Here is a 15,778-nt window from a genome sequence, read left to right on the forward strand (position 1 = left end):
CAGCACCATAACGGGACCGTTCCGTACGATGTCCGGATGTCTCACGGGATACAGCTCCGCGCCCTGCCGTACGACCACCCGGACGCGGTCAAACTCAACGACCAGGTCCAGCTCGAGTACCAGGCGCGCTACGGCGGTGAGGGGGACGTCACACCCCTCGACCCGGCGATGTTCGCCCCGCCGAGCGGCCTGTACCTGCTGGCGTACGACGCCTCGGGCACGCCGATGGCCAGCGGCGGCTGGCGCAGCCAGGACGAGAACGACGAGGGCTACGCGGACGGCGACGCCGAGCTCAAGCGCATGTACGTCGTCCCCGAGGCCCGCGGCCTGGGCCTGGCCCGCCGCATCCTGGCCGAACTGGAGGCCGACGCCCGCGCGGCGGGCCGCACCCGCATGGTCCTGGAAACGGGCGACCAGCAGCCGGAGGCGATAGCCCTCTACCTCTCGTCGGGCTACACCCCCTCCGCGAAGTTCGGCCACTACCGCCACTACGACTCGAGCCGCTGCATGGCCAAACCGCTCCTCCCCTGACGCGCCCCTCTCCTCCTCGACGCGCCCTACCGCGGGAGCCACTCCGCCCGGTCCGTCCCCCACCGGGACGGCCCCCGCCCCCACTCCCCGAACGGCAGCGGCGAGCGCGCGTACCGCAGCACCCCGTACCCCGAGTCCACCTCCCGCAGCCACGGCTCCGCCGCGTACGCCTGCCCCGAGGGACCGGCGGGGGCGTCCGCCGGAACCTCCCGTACGAGCCACGACGCCGTCCCCGCCAGCGAGAACCGCAAGGACCGCCCACCCCCCGCGGCCAGCGCCCTCAGCACGCCCGCCGCCGCCAGGTACCCGGTCCCGTGATCCAGCGCCTGCGCCGGCAGCGCCCCCGGCGCCCCCGAGGCCCCGGCCGCTCCGTCCCCGTACGCCGCGGCCACCCCGTACCCCGCCTGCACCAGCGAGTCGAACCCCCGCCGCCCCGCCCACGGCCCCCGCCACCCCCACGCGCACAGCTGCGCCACCACCAGCCCCGGCCGCCGCTCGAGCAGCTCGTCCGCGCCGAGCCCGTACCGCTCCAGCGCCCCCGGCCGGTACCCGGTCACCACCACGTCGGCCCCGGCCAGCAGCCCCTCGAAGACGGCCCGCTCCCCCGCGTCCGCCAGGTCCAGCAGCGCCGACCGCTTCCCGAACCCGGTGTCCGCGTACGCGTCGTCCGACTCCGGCAGCCGCGGCGAGTCGATCCGCAGCACGTCCGCCCCCAGCAGCCCGAGCGTCCGCGTCGCGACCGGCCCCGCGATGACCCGGGTCAGGTCCAGCACCCGCACCCCGGCCGCGGGCAGCGAGGGGAGCGCCCCCGGCCCGAGCGCCCGCCCGGCGCTCCCCGCGCCCCCGGAGTCGCGCACCTCCACCAGCGGCTGCGGATCCCCGTACCCGCCCGCAACGGCGACCGCCAGCCCGCCCTCCCCGTACACCAGCTCCTGCACCTCGGCGGCCCCGCGCCCCGCCACCGCGTCCCGCAGCGCCTCGGGCGTCGCGGACGGCAGTCCCAACGCCCGCACCAGGGCGGCCCGGTGATGCGGATAGTTGGCGTGCGTCCGCACCCACCCGTCCGCCGCCCGCCAGAACCCCGACAGCGGCGCGAAGTTCACCGGCTCGCGCCCCTCGACCCGCAGGTGCCGCTCGCTGACGAACGCGGTGGCCACGGCCCCCTCGTCCACCACCAGCGGCGCCACGTCGTCCGCCGAGCCCCCGGCCCGTACGGCGGCCAGCTCCGCGGCGGCCAGCGCGCACACGCCGACGGTGGCCCGCGCCAGCTCCCGTACCGGCAGCGGCCCTTCCCCCAGCGCGCTCACCCCCTGGTAGCCGACCCGCCCCACCAGCTCGTCCGCCCCGCCGAGTGCGCCCCAGGCCTGCCGCGTCCCACCGTCGAAGATCGTCATGGGTCCATTCTGCGAACGATCCGCGAAAGCAGAAGATCCCGCCCGATCGTTGCGATCGGACGGGATCTCCCGTCAGGCGGTGCGGACCCGGGTCAGGAAGTGAAGAACCCGTTCAGGTCGGCGATCACGTCGGCGGAACCGGTGTTGTTGTAGAAGGTCACCCGACCGTCCACGACCGGGACCACGACCAGGTTGGAAACGGTCTGTCCGGCCAGGAAGTTGAGGTTCGACACGTTGGGACGCGCGACCCCGTGCGGCTGGACGATGAGGTGACCGTCCTGGGTGGGGTTGGTGACGGTGACGTTCAGCACCACCGCGGTCACCCCGGTCAGCGGCACGCCCTCGACCCCGGAGACCTTGAGGCTGACGACGCCGCCCTGGCCGACCGCCCCGGCGCGGGCGCCGGTGCCGGTACGGGTGTCGAGCAGCCGCACCGGGGAACCGGCCGAGAACGTCGACCCGTTCGCCGAGTAGTAGCCCGTGACGTCGGCGATCAGGTCCACCGAGCCCGAGTTGTTGCGCAGGTCGACCTTGCCGTTGACGACCGGAACGGTCACCAGGTTGGGGACGACCTGCCCGGCGGTGAAGTTGAGGTTCGACACCCCCGGCGCCGCCTGCCCGTTCGGGTAGACGGTCACGTGCCCGGCCTCGGTCGGGTTGACGGCGGTCACGTTCATGACCACCGCGGTCACCCCGCTCGCCGGAACACCCTTCACACCGGCCACCTGCAGGGTCACGACCCCGCCGGGACCGACCCGGGCCTTGTTGGCCCCGGTGCCGTCACGCGTGTCCAGGAACCGCGACGGAGTGATCGGCGTGAATGCCGAGCCGGTCGCGGCCTTGTCGGTGAAGTACCCGGTCACGTCCGCGATCAGGTCCACCGAACCGGCGTTGTTGCGCAGGTCCACCTTGCCGTTCACGACGGGGACCGTCACCAGGTTGGGAACGATCTGCCCGGCCGAGAAGTTGAGGTTCGACACCGCGGGCTTCGGCTGCCCGTTCGGGTACACCATCACGTGCCCGGCCTCGGTCGGGTTGACGGCGGTCACGTTCATGACCACCGCGGTCACCCCGGTCGCCGGGACGCCCTTCACACCGGCCACCTGGAGGGTGACCACACCACCCGGCCCGACCCGCGCCTTCGTCGCCCCGGTGCCGTCACGCGTGTCCAGGAACCGCGAGGGCGTGATCGGCACGAACCGGCTCTTCGCCGCGGCCGCGGCCGCCGTCACCGTGTACGCCTTCGGCAGGTAGCCCGGAGAGGGCACTCCGGGAGTGGACACGTAGCCGTCGCGCACCACGTCGTAGGTTCCCGGCTCCAGTCCGTTGGTGTCGACCAGCACATCGAGGGCGGTGCCGTCGGCGTTCACGGAGAGCACCTTCATGACCGGCCTCGGATCGCCCCCGATGTCACTGCGCACCAGATGGATCTTGCTGTCCAGGGTCAGCCCCGTACCGCGGACGACGGCGTGGGTCTGCGTCCCGGCGGCGCCGGTCGCGGGGCTGATCGACGTGGGCAGAGCCCCCGGCTGCGGGTAGACGCACTCGGAGTCGCACAGTCCCTGCATGCTGAACTCCACGGGCGTGGCACTGCGAGCGGCACTCAGCAGGAGAACGGCCTGGCCGGCCTCGGCGTTCCCGAGGGTCAGGCACCGGGCACCGAACACGCCCCACGACTGGGTGCACTGGTACTCGGAGCCCGTACTCGTCCACTGAGCGGCGCCGTGCAGGTTCAGCGACGGGTTCTCGCTGGTGGTCGTGCTGGTGGTACCGGCGACCTTGAACGCCTGATTGGGCTTCACGTCGACCACGGCGCAGTAGCCCGCCGAGGACTCGGAGAGCACCCCGCTCCGCGCCGGGAAACCGTTGACCGAGACGGGGTTGGCGGTGCACTCCGGCGCCCAGCCGGCCGCCGTGCCCACCCTCCAGGTGTCCACGTCGGCGTGGATCGGCTTGTCCTTGTAGCCGGAGGCCAGCACGACCGCGAGGTACGAGGTCGAACCGGTGACCCGGCAGGAGACGCCCCACTGGCGGCAGACGTACTTGCCGTCGGCGTCGACCGCCATCATCAGGGTGGAGGGCTCGTAGCGTGCGTCCCCGAGCGACCGGGAACTCAGCCAGAACTTGTCCGTGGCCGCTCCGGTGACCCGGACGCAGCGTGCGTCGAGCGCGGAGGTCAGGTCGAGCGGGGTCGACTTGCCGCCGACGGTGGTCGAGGAGGGCGTGAGGCACTTCGCGGTCGCCGAGACGTCCCGGCGCACCAGCTTGTACGTGTCCGGCTGCCAGCCGGACAGGATCAGCATCGCCGTGTACGGGACACCGGCCGCGAGGCTGCACATGGTCGTGGACGAACCGGCCGTGGAACAGACCGTGGTACCGGCGGGGTCGACCACCTGGACCGAGGCGTTCACCTTGTTGTTCAGGTTGGCGTAGTCGAGCATCTCCGCGGTGGAGTGCCGGTCCGCCGCGACGGCCAGGCAGCGCATCGGGTCGGCCGGGGTCTGCGAGACCTCGGCGCCCCAGGTGCCGTCGAAGCCCGTCTGCTGCCAGGTGGTGCAGCCGGCGGTCTCCCCGGTCCGGTGGACGACCAGCCCGTACGCCTGGGACGGCGTGCCGCTGAGCACCGCGCGGAACGGAGCGGTACCGGTCAGCTTGCAGACGGCGTAGGCGCGGGCATCGTCCTCGCACTGCTTGGCGCCGGAGGCGTCGTAGACCACGACGGTGGCGTTCGTGCCCTCGGCGGGCGGCCGGTTGAGCAGGTAGACGCCCTTGCCGGTGGCGGTCGGCAGCGTCAGGCACAGCTTCTGCCCGACTGGGCCGAACGTGCCCGTGGCCGGACCGGCGACCAGCCCGTTGTCGTGGGTCGCGGTGCAGCCCCGGGCCTCCTTGGTGGAGAGGAAGGCCATCCCGAAGGCGCCGGCGTCGGCGCTGCGCGGGTCGGCCACCCAGCTGTGGTCACCGGGGGCCAGGTCGCAGGCACCCTGCGCGCAGCCGGCCATCGGTGCGCCGTCGGCCGCGAACAGCCCGCCGTAGGGGGCGGAACCGGAGGAGACCGGCTCGAAGGCGTACGCGCCGCCCTGCGACACCCGCAGGGTGCGGCAGCGGGCCGTGGAGCTCAGGTCCGGGGAGACCCCGAACGCCTGCGGTTCCACCACGGCGCAGCCCTCGGGCCTGGAGAGCCGGGCCACCGTGAGGTCGTAGGTCTCGGCCGCCCCGGAGAACTGCAGCACCGACATCCGGTAGGGCGCGGTGCCCGTGAGCTTGCAGTCGAGGGCCTCGCCCTCGTGGTCCCGGGAGGAGCAGATCTGCGTGCCGGTGGCGTCGTAGACGCTCTGGGTGACCCGGTAGGTGGAGGCGTAGCCGCGCAGTACGTCGTTCGCGGCCAGGTCCAGCGTGTAGCAGTCGCCCGCCGAGCCGGCGGCCGGTGCACCGTGGAACACGGTCGGCGCACCGAGCTTGCGGTCGGCGGCGCCCACCGCCTTGCAGGAGGTGGAGGAGAGCAGCGGGACGTACGACACCGAGATGTCGTTCTGCGAACCGCTGTTGCTCCAGACCTGCAGGGTGTACGCGCCCGCCTTGCCGGTGGCGCAGCGCTGGGCCCCGTACCCGAAGCTGCTGCCGAAGGCGGGCTCGCAGGTCACCGCGGCGCCGTCCGGCCCCACGAGCTTGGAGTAGACCGACCCCTGGGCCGAGACGGCCTGGAGCAGTACCAGGTCCTTCTGCTGCGGCAGGGTGAGCGCGAACGACGCGGTCTTGTTCGGCTCCACCGTGCAGTTGACGGTCGTGTGCGGCGCGAGCGCCGCCGGGCAGTCCCCGGCGACATCGCTCTGGCGCAGCGCCCGCACGGCGGCCTCGTGGTCGGCCTTCGGGTCGGCCTTCGGCGGCGCCTTGGGCCCGGCCGGGGCCGGCGCGGCCGGCTCGGACTGCGGTGAGGCGGCGGCCGCGGGCGGCGCGGCGGCCGCGAACGCGGATCCGGTCTGGCCGGTGAACGTGGTCAGTGCGGCGAGCAGCAGGGCGCCGGAGGCAATCGCTCCGCGGCCTCTCCCCCGTCTTTCCCGCACTCTTCTGCCGATCGGCAGCAAACTCATGAACCCCCCAGGTCGAACGGCCCGACCCGGATGACCATCACACGGGTTGCGGGCAGCCGGAGTTTAACCACCGCCCACACAGGGATCCCAAGGGGATTAACGGTCCCGGGAGGCACGCGCTGGTGGTCAGTCCAGCCGTTTGGGCATCACGATCCGGCTCGCCCGCTCTCCCGGCCCCGAGATCAGGCACCACGTCCCCCTGTCCAGGATGCCGTCGCTGTCGGGGCTGGCGTTCACCGTGTCCGGGAAGGTCACCTCGGCCGCCAACAGGTCGAAGTCCAGTGGCAGTTCCAGGGCGCATTCGGCGCCGTTGCGAGGGTCCACGATGAAGCCCTCGCGGCCCGGCACGTACCGGTTGCCGTGGGCGAGCAGCAGCTCGACCACGGGCAGCAGGCTGCGCCAGGGCTCTGCGCTTCCCGGATTCCCGGGGGCGATCTCGATCATCGTGTGGACCCCTCGTTCCCGGCCGTCACGGTCCGGCACCACGGGCGACCGTCGACGTGACCAAACGCCGAGATCCCGCCCGGTCTTCCGACCGGACGGGATCTCGTGACGATCCCCGAGAGCTACTCGAGAACTGTCGTCTGTGGACCTGTGGGGATTTGAACCCCAGACCCCCTCGATGCGAACGAGGTGCGCTACCAGACTGCGCCACAGGCCCTTGCGACGTGTGAAACATTAGCATCCCCGCGCGGGTGCTCCAAAACCGATACCGGGAGCGCCCGTGCAGGTCCGGTCATTCGTTCGCGGCGCGGGGGCGGTCGTCGCTCTCGTACTGGTCGAACAGCGGTGTGCGGCCGCGGCCCTGGCCGCGCGGGCGGGCGTTCGGCTGCGGCTTCTGGTCCGGCTTCGGCTCGGCCTTCGGGGCCGGCGACGGCTGGGCGCGCAGGCGGGGGTCCGTCGGCTCGGCCGTGCTGGAGCGGGTCGCGCTCCAGGCGTCCGGGGTCGCCGGGCCGGTGGCGCGCGGGGCGACCGGGGCCGTCACGTACGTCGGCAGCGGGACCGGGACCGGCTCCCAGCTGTCACCGCGGGCGGGGCCGCGTTCGCGCTCGCGCTGCTGGTCCACCCACTCGGCGTGGTCGGTCTGCTCGACGAGCGCGCGCCGTCCGGCCTCCTGCGGGGAGACGGGTGGCGCAGGGTCCGGTTCGGATCCCGCCGCGGCCTCCGGCTCACGGCGGCGCGGGCGGTTCTCGCGCAGCTGCCGGGCGGCGGCCTCGGCGCGCCGCCGGTCCATGGTGAACTCGTAGCGGCGCCGCTCCTGGACCCGCAGGTGCACGATGTACGCGCTCAGCAGCAGGGCCGGCACGGCGGGTGCCCACAGGTAGCCCAGGCCGCCGACCGCCGCGACGATCGCGCCCAGCGTGAAGATCAGGAAGAGGAGGGCGGTGGTGCGCCGGCGGCGCGCGAGCACCTGCAGGCGCTGCTCGCGCCGGTGCCGCTCCGCCACGGCCGACCTCGGCTCCGCCCTGGTCGGGGGCACGGCGACGGCCCGGGCGTCGGCGTCCACGGAATTCACCGTTTCCGTCGCGGCGTCCGGGTCCGCGCGGTGCGGGGGCTCGGCCTCCTGGTCGCCGCGTTCACGCAGCCCCTTGGCGTAACGGCGCTCCATTCCCGCCCGGCCGGAAAGCAGCCGAATGGCAGTGGAGAAGCGTTCCGTCGGACGGGCTTCGTTCAGCTCGTCCTGCCTCCGGAGCCACATGGGCACCAAGTAGGCGGCCCAGGCCCCGACAATGACTGCGTAGATGAGGCCGCTGCTGCTCACACCTCACACCGTAGAGGGGCGCGGCCGGGCGGATCCGCCAATTGGACCGGTGTGTCGCACGAACTGGCTGATATCACGGACTTTTTTTGTGATTCTTCGGATCAGGTTATGGGCGAATCGGTTTCTCACCCCGATAATTCGAACATTCATTCGTTTACGCGACGCGGGCCGGTCGTTGCGCGCTACGCCGACGAGGTGCCCTGCCTGCGTCCGCGGTGCCAGCGGCGCAACAGTCCCTCGGGGACCTCCTCCGCCGTCAGCGCGTACACGAGGTGGTCGCGCCAGGCGCCGTCGATGTGGAGGTAGCGCGGCCGCAGCCCCTCCTCGCGGAAGCCCAGCTTCTCCACCACCCGCCGGCTCGGCCCGTTCTCCGGGCGGATGCACACCTCGATGCGGTGCAGCCCGACCTTCGCGAAGCAGTGGTCCACGGCGAGCGCGACGGCCGTCGGCATCACGCCCCGGCCCGCCACCTCGCGGTCGACCCAGTAGCCCACGTGGCCCGCGCACATCGAGCCCCAGGTGATCCCGGCGACCGTCAGCTGGCCGACGAGACGGCCCTGGTACTCGATGACGAACGGCAGCATCCGCCCCGCGTTCGCCTCGGCCCGCAGATGGCGCACCATCTGCCGGTACGTCGGCCGGTGGATCACCGGCCCCCACGGCGCGGGCGGCGGAATCGTCGCCTCCCACGGCCGGAGCCAGTCGCGGTTGCGCCGGTTGACCTCGCGCCAGGCGGCCTGGTCCCGCAGCTTTATCGGCCGGAGCGTGACGTCGCCGTCGGTCAGCACCACCGGCCAGGAGGGTCCGTTCAGCTCGGGCTCCCGGAGGATCTGCCCGGGGGCACGGGGTGGTCGCCGCCGCGGATCTGGTCCACGGCGTGCGACAGGATCCGCGTGAGGACCGCGAGGCCGTCGCGGACGCCCCCGGTGGAGCCGGGCAGGTTCACGATCAGGGTGTGGCCCGCCACGCCCGCCAGGCCCCGGGACAGCGCCGCGGTCGGCACGGTCGCCAGGCCCTCGGCCCGGATGGCCTGCGGGATGCCCGGGATCTCGTAGTCCAGCACCCGCGCCGTGGCGTCCGGGGTGCGGTCGGTCGGCGAGATGCCGGTGCCGCCGGTGGTGAGGATGACGTCGTACCCGGCGGCCACGCCCTCGCGCAGCGCCTGCTCGACGGGATCCCCGTCGGGGACGACCCGCGGGCCGTCCACCGTGAAGCCGAGCTTCTCGAGGCCCTCGGCCAGCAGCGGCCCGCCCCGGTCGGCGTACACGCCCGCCGAGGCGCGGTTCGATGCGGTGACCACGAGCCCGCGCAGGGTGCGCCCGGGCTCCCGGGGCGCGCCCGCGGCGTCCGGTCCGGCCGCCGGGGTCCCGCCCGCCGCCGGCGCCGCCGGTACGTGGACGTGGCTGAAGGCGTCGCCGCCGCGCGGGGCGTTCACGCGCGCGTCCAGTCGCCGGACTTGCCGCCGGTCTTCTCCTCCACCCGGACGTCCGTGATGACGGCGCCCTTGTCGACGGCCTTCACCATGTCGATGACGGTGAGCCCGGCGACCGCCACGGCGGTCAGCGCCTCCATCTCGACGCCCGTGCGGTCGGTGGTCTTGACGGTGGCGAGGATCTCGACGGCGTCGTCGGCGACCGAGAGGTCCACCTTCACGCCCGAGACGGCCAGCGGGTGGCAGAGCGGGATCAGGTCGGGGGTCTTCTTCGCACCCATGATCCCGGCGATGCGCGCGGTGGCGAGGGCGTCGCCCTTGGGCACGCCCTCGCCGCGCAGCAGCTCGATCACCCGGGCGGAGACGAGCACGCGCCCGCTGGCCCGCGCCGTCCGCGTCGTGACGTCCTTCTCCGAGACGTCCACCATCCGGGCCGCGCCGGCCTCGTCGATGTGCGTCAGCCTGCTGTGCTCAGGGGGTCCGGGGGTCGCCCCCTGGGAAAACGCTGCCATAGGTTCGTGCCGCTCCCGCTCCGGGCCCCGCAAGGGCCTGTGTGGTGCAACACGCTACCCGCACCGGCCGGACTTCAGCCGAGCAGGACCACTTCCAGCTCGGCCCCCGGCTCCACCGAGGTGACGTCCTCCGGTACGACCATCAGCGAGTCGGCGTGGGCCAGGGCCGCGATCAGGTGGGACCCCGATCCGCCGACCGGGCTGACCGTGCCGCTGACCGCGTCGTACGTGCCGCGCAGGAACTGGCGGCGGCCCGCCGGGGAGCCCAGTGCCTTGTCGGCCTTCAGGACCGCCCGCACGCTGGGCCGGTTGACGTCCGCCAGGCCCATGAGCGCGCGGATCGCGGGGCGCACGAACAGCTCGAAGGAGACGTACGAGGACACCGGGTTGCCGGGCAGGGCCAGCAGGGGGGTGTGGTCCGGGCCGATGGTGCCGAAGCCCTGCGGTTTGCCGGGCTGCATCGCGAGCTTGCGGAAGTCCATCCGCCCGCCGTCGGGCTCGTCCTCGGCCGTGCCCACCGAGGACAGCGCCTCCTTGACCACGTCGTACGCGCCGACGCTGACGCCGCCCGTGGTGACCAGCAGGTCGGCCCGGATCAGCTGGTCCTCGATGGTGGAGCGCAGGGTGTCGGCGTCGTCGGCGACGGCCCCGACCCGGTAGGCGATCGCCCCGGCGTCGCGCGCGGCCGCGGCCAGCGCGAAGCTGTTCGAGTCGTAGATCGTCCCCGCGGCCAGCGACTCACCCGGCTGGACGAGCTCGCTGCCGGTGGACAGCACGACCACGCGCGGGCGCGGCCGCACCCGCACGGTGCCCCGCCCGATGGCCGCGAGCAGCGCGATCTGCGGCGGCCCGAGCACCGTGCCGGCGGCCAGGGCGAGGTCCCCGGCCTGGACGTCGCTGCCGCGCGAGCGGACGTGCGCCCGCGCCTCGGCGGCCCGGTGCACGCGCACCTCGCCGCCCGCGCCCTCGGGGGCCGCGCTGGCCGGGGTCATGCCGGCGGCCGCGCCGCCGCCCGTGCCGCCGTCGGTCCACTCGACCGGTACGACGGCCTCGGCCCCCGGAGGCAGCGGGGCGCCCGTCATGATGCGGGCGGCCTGGCCGGGGCCGACGGTGGGCAGCTCGCCGCTGCCCGCCGCCACGTCCCCGATGACCGTCAGCACCGCGGGGAACTCCTCGCTCGCGCCCTGGACATCGGCCGTGCGGACGGCGTACCCGTCCATGGAGCTGTTGTCGAAGGGCGGGAGGGCGACGGGCACGGTGACGTCCTCGACCAGGACACAGCCCTGGGCGTCGAGCAGCTGGAGCTCGATGGGCTCCAGCGGCCGGATGGCGGCGAGGACGTCCGCGAGGTGCTCGTCGACCGACCACAGGCGCTGGGCGCCGTGGCCGGTGTCCTGCGGTGCGCGGCTGCTCAAGGTGCTACATCTCCTCCGTGACGTAACGGTGAAGCCAGGTGCGGAACTCCGGGCCCAGGTCCTCACGCTCGCACGCGAGGCGGACGATGGCCCGCAGGTAGTCGCCGCGGTCTCCGGTGTCGTAGCGGCGGCCCCGGAAGACCACGCCGTGCACCGGGCCGCCCACGCTCTCGTCGGCGGCAAGCTTCTGCAGGCCGTCGGTGAGCTGGATCTCCCCGCCGCGGCCCGGCTCGGTCTCCCGCAGTATGTCGAAGATCGCGGGGTGGAGGACATAGCGTCCGATGACCGCGTAATTGCTGGGCGCGTCCGCCGGGTCCGGCTTCTCGACGAGGCCGGTGATCCGGACGACGTCCTCCTCGTCCGTGGCCTCTACGGCGGCGCAGCCGTAGAGGTGGACGTTGGCGGGGTCGACCTCCATGAGGGCGATGACGGTGCCGCCGGTACGGGCGTGGACGTCGGTCATCTGGCGCAGCAGCGGGTCGCGCGGGTCGATCAGGTCGTCGCCGAGGAGGACGGCGAAGGGCTCGTCGCCGACGTGCGGCTCGGCGCACAGGACGGCGTGGCCGAGGCCGCGCGGGTCGCCCTGGCGGACGTAGTGCATGGTGGCCAGGTCGCTGGACTCCTGGACCTTCTTGAGCCGGTCGTCGTCGCCCTTGGCGATGAGGGCCGATTCCAGCTCGTAGTTGCGGTCGAAGTGGTCCTCGAGTGCGCGCTTGTTACGCCCCGTGATCATGAGAACGTCGTCCAGGCCGGCCGATACGGCCTCCTCGACGACGTACTGGATGGCCGGCTTGTCCACGACCGGGAGCATTTCCTTGGGCGTCGCCTTCGTCGCCGGAAGGAATCGGGTGCCGAGACCCGCGGCCGGGATGACGGCCTTCTTGATCACAGGGTGCAACTGAGTCATGGGCAGAACGATAGTGGGTCGAACAGACCGCCCCGGGCTTGATTCCGGTAAATAGATCCAGCTTCGCCCCGATTTGAAGGGAAATCAGAGTCAGCTGTGGTATGGAACCCGCCGAACCCGTCCGAAAAGGCCGGACTGCGCCGAGAACTCCTGGCCGCCCGCCGCGCCTTGTCCCCCGCGTTCCTGCGCACGTCGGCCCTCGCGCTCTCCCGCTCCGCTCTCGAACTGCCCGAACTGGCCGATGCGCACACCGTGGCCGCGTACGTCTCCGTCGGCTCCGAACCCGGCACCCGCGATCTGCTGGACGCCCTGCGCGCGGCCGGGAAGCGGGTGCTGCTGCCCGTCCTGCTGCCCGACAACGACCTCGACTGGGCGGCGTACGAAGGCCCGGGCAGCCTCGCCGAGGCCGCCCACCCCGGCAAGATGCGGCTGCTGGAGCCGGCCGGGCCCCGGCTCGGGCCGGACGCGGTCACCGGCGCCGACGCCGTCCTGTTGCCGGGACTGGCCGTGGACGGCCGCGGGATGCGCCTCGGGCGCGGCGGGGGCTCGTACGACCGGGTGCTGGCGCGCCTGGCGGGCGCCGGGGCCGATCCCGCGCTGGTCGTGCTCCTCTACGACGAAGAGGTGGTCGCGCGGGTCCCGGAGGAACCGCACGACCACCCCGTTCAGGCGGTGGCCACCCCGTCGGGGGTGATCAGATTCACGGCTTGAGGGTCAGCGTCTCCGCGTTCGCCTTGTCCACCGCGTCCTTGCCGAAGGGCCAGTCCAGCAGCTCGCCCTTGGCCCACATGTCCGTCTGGTCGTAGTAGTTGTCGTGGTACGCGTGGCCCGAGGCGCCGGTCAGGTTGATCCAGCGGGACTTGTCCAGGTCGCTGAGGTTCACGATCATGCGCATCGACGGGACCCAGGTGACCCCGTACCCGCTGGAGGCGTTCCAGCCGGTCGCGTTCACGGTGGCCTCGCCGCCGCCCAGGTTCCACGGGCCGCGGTTGAGGAGCCACTGCATGAAGCCGGGGCCCTCGGTGCCGATGGTCTGGTTCTTCAGCGTCAGCTGGTGCAGGCGGCCCCAGCTCCAGGTGGACTGGTCCTTGCCGAGCTTCGCGGTCAGCTCCCAGCGGGCGTCCTTCATGGCCCGCGCGAACAGCTGGTCGCGGGTGGCGGTCGCCGGCTGGTTGCGGGCGGCGGGCGTCTGCCACCAGGCCGACTTCTCGTCCTTGACCAGGCGCCGGACCACCTCGAACCAGCGGTCGCCGCCGTCGGGCTGCGCCGAGTCGGAGTCGCGCGTACCGCACTCGCGGACCGTCTTGGCCAGGTCGTCGACCGGACCGCTGCTCGCCTCCTGGACGTTCATGCAGCTGCCCTCGATCCGCAGCTCCTTCGGCATCTTGTCGCCGAAGGACAGCTTGAGGATGTTGCGCCAGACCGCGTTGAAGTACGCGGCGGCCGCCGAGTCGGGCTCCTGCGTGTAGTTCCAGCCCTCCAGCAGCTTCTGCGCGGAACGCACGTCGGGGTCCGAGACCTCGATCTTGGCCAGCATCGGGGTGAGCAGCGCGGCGATCTCGCTGCTGTTGTCCATCTGCATGGTGCGCATGTCGTCGGTGGAGATCTTGCCGTTGTCCTTGATCTTCGCCTCGATGAGGTCGTTGATCCGCTGGCTGCGGGCGCCGTAGCCCCAGTCGGTGGTCAGCACGTACGGGTACTTGCCCGCGCCGGTCCCGCTCTCCACGACGGCCTGGTTCGCGGTGACGATGTAGCCGCGCGCCGGGTTGTAGTCGTACGGCATCTCGTCCTGCGGGACGTAGCCCGCGTTGCCGTCCTTGCCGCCCTTCCAGGCGTACTTGGAGTCCCAGCCCGGGGCCGGCATGCGGCCGTCGCCGGCGCCGCGGACCGGGATGCGGCCCGGCGCCTGGTAGCCGATGTTGCCCTTGGTGTCGGCGTAGATCAGGTTCTGGGACGGCACCTCGAAGTCACGGGCGGCGGCGCGGAAGCCCGCGAAGTCCTTGGCCCGGTCGATGCCGAACACGGCGTCCATCGACTTGCCCGGGTCCAGGGCCGTCCAGCGCAGGGCGACGGCGTAGCCGTTGCCGCGGTCGGGGGCCGAGCTGGAGACGGGGGCGCGGCTGCCGACCGTGCCGAGCTCGTCGCTGCGGTCGGAGATCAGCGGGCCGTTGTTGGTGGTGCGGACGGTGATCTTCTTGCTGGTGCCGCCCGCGATCTTGATGATCTCTTCACGGGTCGTGAAGGGGACCACCTTGTTGTCGTAGACGTAGCCCTCGGGCTTGACCTGCTCGAGGTAGAGGTCGGTGACGTCGGCGCCGAGGTTGGTCATGCCCCAGGCGATGTCGGCGTTGTGGCCGATGACCACGCCGGGCATGCCGGAGAAGGTGTAGCCGGCGACGTCGTACTTGCACTGGTTCGAGACCGCGCGGCAGTGCAGGCCCATCTGGTACCAGACCGAGGGCAGCTGCGGGGACAGGTGCGGGTCGTTCGCGAGCAGCGGCTTTCCGGTGGTCGTGTACTTGCCGGAGACGACCCAGGAGTTCGAGCCGATGCCGCTGCCGTTGGGGCCGAGGATCGCGGGGACCTTGTCCAGGGTGGCGGCGAGCGAGGTGAGGGAGGTCCGCAGGCCCGCGGTCGCGCCCTGGGCGCTGGCGTTGTCGGCGAGGCCGCTCGCACCGGAGGCGCCGGGAGCCGGGGCCGTCGAGGCCTGGGAGCCGGAGCCCGTACCCGATCCCGTGCCCGATCCCGTGCCGGATCCGGAACCCGTGCCCGTGGAGCCGGCGGCCGCGCCGCCGCCCTGCGGCGTGTACTTCCCGCCGTCGACCTTGCCGCCGTCGACGATCGCCCTGTTCCGGTCGAAGGGGTACGGCGGGTAGAGCTCGTCGATCTGCGCCTGCGTGAGCTTGTTGGACATCAGCGCGCGGTCGATCTCGTCCTGCATGTTGCCGCGCAGGTCCCACGCCATCGCCTTGAGCCAGGCCACCGAGTCCACCGGGGTCCACTGCTCGGGCTCGTAGTCGTCGCTGAGCTTGAGGGCGGAGTGCTCGACGGAGAGGTCCTTGCCGGACTTCCCCTTCAGGTAGGCGTTGACCCCGTCGGCGTAGGCCTGCAGGTACTTCTTCGTCTCGGCCGAGAGCTTCGTGTCGTACTCGGCCTGCGCGACCTGGCGCCAGCCGAGCGTGCGCAGGAAGGCGTCGGTCTCGACCTGGCCGGACCCGAACATCTCGGAGAGCCGGCCGGAGGTCATGTGGCGGCGGACGTCCATCTCCCAGAAGCGGTCCTGGGCGTGGACGAAGCCCTGCGCGCGGAAGAGGTCGTCGTCGTTGTCGGCGTAGAGCTGGGGAATGCCGTGGGAGTCGCGCTTGACCTCCACGGTCCCGGTCAGGCCGGGCACCTTGAGGGTGCCGGTGGCCTGGGGGAACGAGGCGCGGACGTTGTCCATGCTCCAGTACGTCCCGTACCCGAAGCCCGCGAGGAGCGCCAGGACCAGCACGAGCACGATCAGACGGGCGCGTCGTCCCTTCTTCTTGACGGAAGGGGCGGTTTCGTTGGCGGGCATCGCTGTCCTTAGAGGGGCAGGGTGGTCCTGGGAGTGCTGGGAGCAACCATAGGCGCAGGACCGGGTCCGTTGATCCGCCAGGGGTCGAGGTGACGAGGACAGGGCCTAACAGGCGTTTCACAATGTGGTTATCGCGTAAAGGACGCGTCAAATATTAGGTAAGGTAACGAAGTACCTG

12 protein-coding genes and 1 tRNA gene are annotated in these 15,778 nt (G+C 72.3%); 2 read left to right on the plus strand and 11 right to left on the minus strand.

Annotation, left to right across the window (positions count from 1 at the left end):
* Window positions 1–36 precede the first annotated feature (36 nt).
* Window positions 37–531 (plus strand): GNAT family N-acetyltransferase, encoded by a 495-nt coding sequence (locus ACFYXK_RS21290; protein ID WP_389412535.1) that lies wholly within the window; start codon window positions 37–39, stop codon window positions 529–531.
* A gap of 26 nt (window positions 532–557) precedes the next feature.
* Here ACFYXK_RS21290 and ACFYXK_RS21295 read toward each other — a convergent pair whose 3' ends face one another.
* The 10 genes from ACFYXK_RS21295 to galU form a co-directional block, all read right to left on the minus strand.
* A complete protein-coding gene (locus ACFYXK_RS21295; RefSeq protein ID WP_389412536.1) occupies window positions 558–1,925 on the minus strand; it encodes a CoA transferase in 1,368 nt (455 codons plus the stop codon).
* 92 nt (window positions 1,926–2,017) lie between these two features.
* On the minus strand, window positions 2,018–6,013 hold the full coding sequence (locus ACFYXK_RS21300; protein WP_389412537.1) for a hypothetical protein: 3,996 nt from the start codon (window positions 6,011–6,013) through the stop codon (window positions 2,018–2,020).
* 126 nt (window positions 6,014–6,139) lie between these two features.
* Window positions 6,140–6,457, minus strand: coding sequence for a hypothetical protein (locus tag ACFYXK_RS21305; protein ID WP_389412538.1), 318 nt, complete (start codon window positions 6,455–6,457; stop codon window positions 6,140–6,142).
* Between the two features lie 143 nt (window positions 6,458–6,600).
* A tRNA-Ala gene (locus ACFYXK_RS21310) sits at window positions 6,601–6,674 on the minus strand.
* 75 nt (window positions 6,675–6,749) lie between these two features.
* Window positions 6,750–7,775, minus strand: coding sequence for a hypothetical protein (locus ACFYXK_RS21315; RefSeq protein WP_389412539.1), 1,026 nt, complete (start codon window positions 7,773–7,775; stop codon window positions 6,750–6,752).
* 182 nt (window positions 7,776–7,957) lie between these two features.
* Window positions 7,958–8,566: a GNAT family N-acetyltransferase gene (locus tag ACFYXK_RS21320; RefSeq protein ID WP_383514873.1), complete on the minus strand. Its 609-nt coding sequence runs from the start codon at window positions 8,564–8,566 to the stop codon at window positions 7,958–7,960.
* A gap of 17 nt (window positions 8,567–8,583) precedes the next feature.
* Window positions 8,584–9,087, minus strand: coding sequence for a molybdenum cofactor biosynthesis protein B (locus ACFYXK_RS21325; protein ID WP_383515082.1), 504 nt, complete (start codon window positions 9,085–9,087; stop codon window positions 8,584–8,586).
* 119 nt (window positions 9,088–9,206) lie between these two features.
* A complete protein-coding gene (moaC, locus tag ACFYXK_RS21330) occupies window positions 9,207–9,719 on the minus strand; it encodes a cyclic pyranopterin monophosphate synthase MoaC (RefSeq protein ID WP_030302752.1) in 513 nt (170 codons plus the stop codon).
* A 74-nt stretch (window positions 9,720–9,793) separates the two neighbouring features.
* On the minus strand, window positions 9,794–11,134 hold the full coding sequence (gene glp / locus ACFYXK_RS21335) for a gephyrin-like molybdotransferase Glp (RefSeq protein ID WP_389412540.1): 1,341 nt from the start codon (window positions 11,132–11,134) through the stop codon (window positions 9,794–9,796).
* A 4-nt stretch (window positions 11,135–11,138) separates the two neighbouring features.
* Window positions 11,139–12,041, minus strand: coding sequence for a UTP--glucose-1-phosphate uridylyltransferase GalU (gene galU / locus ACFYXK_RS21340; protein WP_383514882.1), 903 nt, complete (start codon window positions 12,039–12,041; stop codon window positions 11,139–11,141).
* A 96-nt stretch (window positions 12,042–12,137) separates the two neighbouring features.
* Between galU and ACFYXK_RS21345 the strand changes: the two genes are divergently transcribed.
* Complete coding sequence (locus ACFYXK_RS21345; RefSeq protein WP_389412541.1) at window positions 12,138–12,752, plus strand: 5-formyltetrahydrofolate cyclo-ligase; 615 nt, start codon at window positions 12,138–12,140, stop codon at window positions 12,750–12,752.
* Here ACFYXK_RS21345 and ACFYXK_RS21350 read toward each other — a convergent pair.
* Window positions 12,742–15,600 (minus strand): penicillin acylase family protein, encoded by a 2,859-nt coding sequence (locus tag ACFYXK_RS21350; protein WP_389412542.1) that lies wholly within the window; start codon window positions 15,598–15,600, stop codon window positions 12,742–12,744. The two genes, ACFYXK_RS21345 and ACFYXK_RS21350, sit on opposite strands and share 11 nt — an antisense overlap.
* Between the last annotated feature and the right edge of the window lie 178 nt (window positions 15,601–15,778).

The organism is Streptomyces sp. NPDC002209, assembly GCF_042890265.1.
Classification (GTDB): domain Bacteria; phylum Actinomycetota; class Actinomycetes; order Streptomycetales; family Streptomycetaceae; genus Streptomyces.